The sequence below is a fragment of the Microbacterium sp. genome, from assembly GCF_039812165.1.
Classification (GTDB): domain Bacteria; phylum Actinomycetota; class Actinomycetes; order Actinomycetales; family Microbacteriaceae; genus Microbacterium.
In genome coordinates this window covers 1-5,579 of record NZ_JBDIAB010000184.1, presented here as the reverse complement: position 1 = coordinate 5,579, position 5,579 = coordinate 1, and the positions used below count along the sequence as shown (strand labels likewise).

Here is a 5,579-nt window from a genome sequence, read left to right as displayed (position 1 = left end):
TTCCGGATCGCGTTACGCGTGGCAACGGATGCCGCCGGCAGAGCGTGGAAGGAACAACGACATGAGCGTGTCGCAGACTGATCGGTCGGCACAGACGAACATCTCTCAGGATCGGGACGACACTCCCGGTTCTGCGCCGGAGCACGAGGGTGCTCCGGCACCCGAGGACGTCCCCCGCCCGGCACCGACGCCGACCGGCCCCGGGGTATCCGCGCGGCCGGTCGCGAACATCGGTGTCGTAGGCCTGGCGGTGATGGGCTCGAACCTGGCCCGCAACCTGGCCAGCCGTGAGGGCAACACGGTCGCGATCTACAACCGCAGCCACGACAAGACCGAGCACCTCGTCGCAGCGCACCCCGAGGCCGGGTTCGTCGCGGCGGCGACGTATGAGGAGTTCGCGGCATCGCTGTCGAAGCCCCGCACGGCGATCATCATGGTCAAGGCCGGCGCGGGCACGGATGCCGTGATCAACGCGCTCGTGGATGTGTTCGAGCCGGGCGACATCATCGTCGACGGTGGCAACGCTTTGTTCACCGACACGATCCGCCGCGAGAAGGCGGTCCGTGAGACCGGGATCAACTTCGTGGGCGCCGGGATCTCCGGCGGCGAAGAGGGCGCGCTGCTGGGCCCGTCGATCATGCCCGGCGGTTCGGACGAGTCCTGGGTGACGCTCGGTCCGATCCTGAAGAGCATTGCGGCGGTCGCGGAGGGTGAGCCGTGTGTCACGCACGTCGGTCACGACGGCGCCGGGCACTTCGTGAAGATGGTGCACAACGGCATCGAGTACGCCGACATGCAGCTGATCGCCGAGGCGTACGACCTGATCCGCCGCGGCACCGGCAAGACCCCCGCCGAGATCGCGGACGTGTTCGCCGAGTGGAACCGCGGCGAGCTGGAGTCGTACCTGATCGAGATCACCGCCGAGGTGCTCCGGCAGGTGGATGCCGAGACCGGCAAGCCGCTCGTCGACGTGATCCTCGACCAGGCCGGCGCGAAGGGCACCGGCGCGTGGACCGTGCAGACAGCCCTCAACCTCGGCGTGCCGGTCTCCGGGATCGCCGAAGCCGTATTCGCCCGCTCCCTCTCCAGCCACCCCGAACAGCGGGCCGTCTCGGGTGACCTGCCCGGCCCCGTCGAGGGCCTCGCCGTGGACGACGCGGACGCGTTCATCGAAGACGTCCGCCTCGCCCTCTACGCATCCAAGATCGTCGCGTACTCGCAGGGATTCGATGAGATCCGCGCGGGAGCTGCCGAGTACGACTGGAGCATCGACCTCGGGGCCGTCTCGAAGATCTGGCGCGGCGGCTGCATCATCCGCGCGCAGTTCCTCAACCGCATCGCCGATGCGTACGACGGAGCCCCCGACCTTCCGGTGCTCCTCACCGCGCCCTACTTCGTCGAGGCCCTCGGCCGCGCGCAGGGATCATGGCGCCGCATCGTGCAGACCGCCGCCGGTGCCGGCATCCCCGCCCCCGCGTTCTCGTCGTCGCTGTCGTACTACGACGGGCTCCGCGCCGAACGCCTCCCCGCCGCCCTCGTCCAAGGACAGCGCGACTTCTTCGGCGGCCACACCTACAAGCGCATCGACAAGCCCGGCACCTTCCACACCCTCTGGTCAGGCGACCGCACCGAAATCGAAGCCGAAGACACCCACTGAGGATCGATGTGATCGTGCACGGAAGCCCCGCGGGATTCGCGGCCGGTTGCCGGTCGCGTGGCGGCTGCCCGCACGCCGGCTCCCAGACGACTTTGACGTGCGTCGAAGCCTCCATCGCTCGACGCCGGGACTACGCGTTCGCCCGCCTTCCCGCCACTCAAGTGCTCCCCCGCAGTCGCGAGGAACCCACCGCGGAAGCCGGCCCTCTGCAGGGGCCGACGGAAGTTCACGGGACCTGGTGGGGATACCGGAGAGGCTGCACATCGGATCACGGGTGCCCCAACTGGGAACTCGGCCGGGTGACCTGCGCTGAGGCGCGCCGTCGATACTTGGCGAAGTGGAAGGCGTCCCGGTGGGAAGGCACCGGTCGGAGCATCGAGCACGGCACGTCGAATGGATACCTTCTCGGATGCCGCGATCGCTGCCCCGGCGATGGGCAGGGTCTGACCTGCAGCGATGCCCGCACCCGCTACAAGCTGGAGCGAGCGCGCGCGGCCGGTGTGCACCCGCGCGATGAGCTCGTGCCCGCCGACGAGATCGTCCGAGTGTTGCGGCAATGGGTGAACGCGGGCAGGTCCATTCGCAGCATCGCTCGCGCCACCGGCTGCGGCAAGAGCACCCTCACCGCACTTCTCACCTCAGACGCCGCGCGCAACGCGCGTGTGACTCCGGCGACCGCGCGCAAGATCATGCTCGCCGAAGCCGCGTGACGGAGTCTCATGGACTGGGGTCTACTGCTCGATCTTGCCGGGACGTTCTTTTTCGCCGTCTCAGGCAGCCTGCTCGCGGCACGTCGCGGGTTCGATGTCATGGGGTCGCTGCTGTTGGGGTCGTTGACAGGGGGTTGGCGGGGGTGTCATGAGAGACCTTGTCCTCGGCGTCCCGCCGGTCGCATTCGCCGAGCCTGTGCACATGCTTGCCCCGGTCGCCGCGGCCGTTCTGGTCTTCTTCCTGATGCCGGGTGTCGAGCGCTTCGCTCGAGTGCTCCTGGTCTTTGATGCCGGCGGTCTCGCGCTGTTCTGCACGACAGGGACAACGGTGGCGCTTGCAGCGGGGATGAACCCGTTCTCGGCTGCTCTGCTCGGTGCACTGACGGGCATAGGCGTTGTCCTGTTGCGGGACGTCGTCGCCAATCGAGTACCGCAGGTGTTCAACCCTCGGGACCTCTACGCCGTGCCCGCGCTGCTGGGCGCTGCGCTGATCTCCGGACTCTGGGTGGTCGATGTGATCGGACCGTTGACCCTCATGGTGGTCGCCGGGATGGTATTCGCCTTCCGCATCGCTTCGCTGAGACTCCACTGGCACGTCCCCCACGCATCCCGACACTCTGCAAGGACGGGCAGCGAGAACGCCTGAGCCCAACGACCCCTTGTCGCACCTGAAGTCGGTCGCTTGCGGCGCTGCAAGACAACGACGCTCGCGCCAAACACGCCCGGCCAAGGTTGCGGTGGGGCAGACTCCCACCGTCGATTTCGCGGACTAATCCGGCTCTCCTGACTGATCTGTGGGTCAGTGCCGGCCGGGGAGGGCTGGTCGGTGGGTGCCGAGGGTGAGCATGGCCAGGGCGATGAGGGGCTTGGCGGAGTGGAATCCGAACGCGACTCGGGTGATCAGGCGGATCTTGGTGTTGGTGGACTCGATGAGCCCGTTCGAGAGGTTGTGCTCGATGGCGGCGAGGATCCTGGCGCGGTGCTTGACGACGCGCTTTTGCAGCTTCACGAACGCGGGGATCCGGCACCGTCGGGCCCAGCTGATCCACCGGTCCAGGGCTTCGACGGCGGCCTCGTACGGTAGCTGGAAGATCACCCGCAGACCTTCCTTGAGCAGGTAGGCGCGGTACAGCCGCGGATCGGCGCGTGCGATCCAGGCGAGCTTGACCTGCTGGTTCTCGGTGAGGTTCTCGGGGTTCTTCCACAACGAGTATCTGGCGCCTCTCAGCGCTGTGGCTCGCTCACTGCCCGGTCTGGGCGGCGCATCCTTGCGGGGGCGCCCGCGGCCACGCCCCGGCTCGCTGCTGGCCTGCTTGCGGGCTTCGTTCCAAGCCTGACGGCGGACCTCGTCGAGCGCCTCGGTCGCCCACTTCACGATGTGGAAGGGGTCCGCGGCCCGGACCGCGTTCGGGCACCGACCGGCGACGATCTGGTCGATGAAGTCGGCCCCATCCGCGGAAACATGGGTGATCAGCTGGCAACGGTCCTCGCCGAGCAGATCGAAGAACTCGGCCACCGTCGCGCTGTTCCGACCCGGTGCGGCCCACACCAGCCGGCGGGTGTCGTGGTCGACCACGACCATCAGGTACTTGTGGCCCTTCTTGTAGCTGATCTCGTCGATCCCGATCCGCCGCAACCCGTCGAAGCGATCACCGGCGCCGTCGACATCGGCCCAGACCCGCGCGATGATCGATCCCACCGTGCGCCACGCGATCCGCATGAACTCGACCACGGTGGACTTCGACGCCTGCGTGGCCAGCCACACCACCTGATCATCGAAGACGGTGGTGTGCCCGGCGTCGTGACGAGCCCACGGCACCGCGGCGACCACCACGCCGTGGACCCGGCACCGCACCCTGGGCGAGTCAGCCTCCACGAACGCCTGGATCGTTCCCAGATCCAGCGTCCGCCACCGCCGTCGACCCGGCCCGGCGTCATAGCCCGGGCTCCGACGATGACAGATCCCGCACCGGCCACGCTCCCGCGACCGGGGCCGCACATGCGCGACGAGCATCTGCGCGTCCTCGTCGAACTCGACCCGTTCGAGCACCGTCTTCTCGACCCCGAGCAGACCCCGCCATAAGCTGACATCACGCACGCCGTTCTCCTGACCACTGGTTCCGATGCCTTCGACAGCTCAGAACCTATACAGGAAGCGGCGTGCGCCACACTCAGACCCGCTCAAGCACCCACAGAAGCGTCAGGAGCGCCGACAAGTCGGGGGTTTTCGTGGCGGTGACGGTGGGATTTGAACTCACATCCAGTGATCTTTCGGTGGTGTGCGGAGCTTTCCTCGCCCGTGTTTCCGCGGGTGCCGACCTTTCGTGGATGTGCTCACCAGCACCAGATGCGACTCGTTCTTTCTCACGCGTTTACCCGCGCGTCTGCCGACACGACCCCGATCGCGGGTGGCGTCCGAGCGCGCACTAGGTGAAGGTACGTCGGCGCGCGCGGAACGTACCCGGCCTCGAGCGCGGTCACCTCGTCCTCGCTGAGATCGATGTCCAGTGCCGCCACGGCGTCCGCGAGATGGTGCGCCTTGGTCGCGCCGGACAGCACCGAGTCGACCACAGGGTTCTTCAGCACCCAAGCGAGCGCGACCTGCGCCATGGAGACGCCACGCTCGGCGGCGATCCGCTCGATCGCATCAACGACCGCACCTGCCTTGAAGACGGCCGCGCCACGAACGCGCAGCTCACCGATGCTGGCGAGGCTGCCTACGAAGCGAGCCGGTCGCTGTACGCGACGGCGGTGCGCCGCATGGTGCTCGATGGCCTCGATGCCGACGGCGTCGCGCAGCTCGCCGACCTGTCCTACTCGATCCTGACCAAGCTCGACCCGGACGCACGGGTGAAGGTCACCGAAGCCGGACGAGCATGCGCCGCCGACCCTGTCGTCATGTGGCCATTACCGAACGATCTGAAAAGGACATCGCCGAGCGAACCCGGAAGGCTGGCCGCGAGCGGACCATCCCCAGGAGGAGGGCGTGAGTCGCGAAGGAACGCGGCTCACCTGCGCTCAATCTAAGGTCTTGCGGCCGTGGAGCCCCGGACCACGAGCTGGGTCGGAAGCAGTTCCTCCTCCGTGCTCACTTCGTCACCGCGTAGCAGGGCGAGCAGGTGCGACGAAGCACGTTCGCCCGCGAGTTCGAGCTGACTGCGGACGGTGGTGAGCGCGGGAACGATCAGTTCACTCCCGAAAATGTCGTCGAA

Annotated in this window: 7 protein-coding genes and 2 pseudogenes; 6 read left to right on the top strand and 3 right to left on the bottom strand. The window is 67.6% G+C overall.

The features are described 5' to 3' along the window. Window positions 1–61: 61 nt before the first annotated feature. From gndA to WML84_RS12295, 5 genes and pseudogenes are all read left to right on the top strand, one after another. Window positions 62–1,657, top strand: a complete 1,596-nt coding sequence (gene gndA / locus WML84_RS12315; RefSeq protein WP_347346434.1) for an NADP-dependent phosphogluconate dehydrogenase — start codon at window positions 62–64, stop codon at window positions 1,655–1,657. Between the two features lie 329 nt (window positions 1,658–1,986). Beyond that, window positions 1,987–2,367, top strand: a complete 381-nt coding sequence (locus tag WML84_RS12310; protein WP_347346433.1) for a hypothetical protein — start codon at window positions 1,987–1,989, stop codon at window positions 2,365–2,367. A 9-nt stretch (window positions 2,368–2,376) separates the two neighbouring features. Further along, window positions 2,377–2,448, top strand: a pseudogene (locus WML84_RS12305) (trimeric intracellular cation channel family protein); the annotation flags it as partial. A 67-nt stretch (window positions 2,449–2,515) separates the two neighbouring features. Further along, window positions 2,516–2,559: pseudogene (locus tag WML84_RS12300) on the top strand (hypothetical protein); the annotation flags it as partial. A gap of 10 nt (window positions 2,560–2,569) precedes the next feature. Then, on the top strand, window positions 2,570–3,013 hold the full coding sequence (locus tag WML84_RS12295) for a TRIC cation channel family protein (protein WP_347346435.1): 444 nt from the start codon (window positions 2,570–2,572) through the stop codon (window positions 3,011–3,013). 153 nt (window positions 3,014–3,166) lie between these two features. Here the strand turns inward: WML84_RS12295 and WML84_RS12290 are convergent, their stop codons facing one another. Beyond that, window positions 3,167–4,465 carry an ISL3 family transposase gene (locus WML84_RS12290; RefSeq protein ID WP_347346432.1) on the bottom strand — a complete coding sequence of 433 codons (1,299 nt, stop codon included), beginning with the start codon at window positions 4,463–4,465 and terminating at the stop codon, window positions 3,167–3,169. Window positions 4,466–4,731: 266 nt separating this feature from the next. Then, window positions 4,732–4,977, bottom strand: a complete 246-nt coding sequence (locus WML84_RS12285) for an aldo/keto reductase (RefSeq protein WP_347346431.1) — start codon at window positions 4,975–4,977, stop codon at window positions 4,732–4,734. 141 nt (window positions 4,978–5,118) lie between these two features. Between WML84_RS12285 and WML84_RS12280 the strand changes: the two genes are divergently transcribed. Further along, window positions 5,119–5,394 carry a hypothetical protein gene (locus WML84_RS12280; RefSeq protein ID WP_347346430.1) on the top strand — a complete coding sequence of 92 codons (276 nt, stop codon included), beginning with the start codon at window positions 5,119–5,121 and terminating at the stop codon, window positions 5,392–5,394. Here the strand turns inward: WML84_RS12280 and WML84_RS12275 are convergent. Further along, window positions 5,391–5,579, bottom strand: a 189-nt coding sequence (locus WML84_RS12275; RefSeq protein WP_347346429.1) for a substrate-binding domain-containing protein, incomplete at its 5' end; no start/stop codon positions are given. The two genes, WML84_RS12280 and WML84_RS12275, sit on opposite strands and share 4 nt — an antisense overlap.

Bases quoted from the DNA above. Each gene is read 5' to 3' on its own strand.
- gndA (WP_347346434.1), top strand. From the start codon at position 62: ATGAGCGTGTCGCAGACTGATCGGTCGGCACAGACGAACATCTCTCAG.
- WML84_RS12295 (WP_347346435.1), top strand. From the start codon at position 2,570: ATGCTTGCCCCGGTCGCCGCGGCCGTTCTGGTCTTCTTCCTGATGCCG.
- WML84_RS12285 (WP_347346431.1), bottom strand. From the start codon at position 4,977: ATGGCGCAGGTCGCGCTCGCTTGGGTGCTGAAGAACCCTGTGGTCGAC.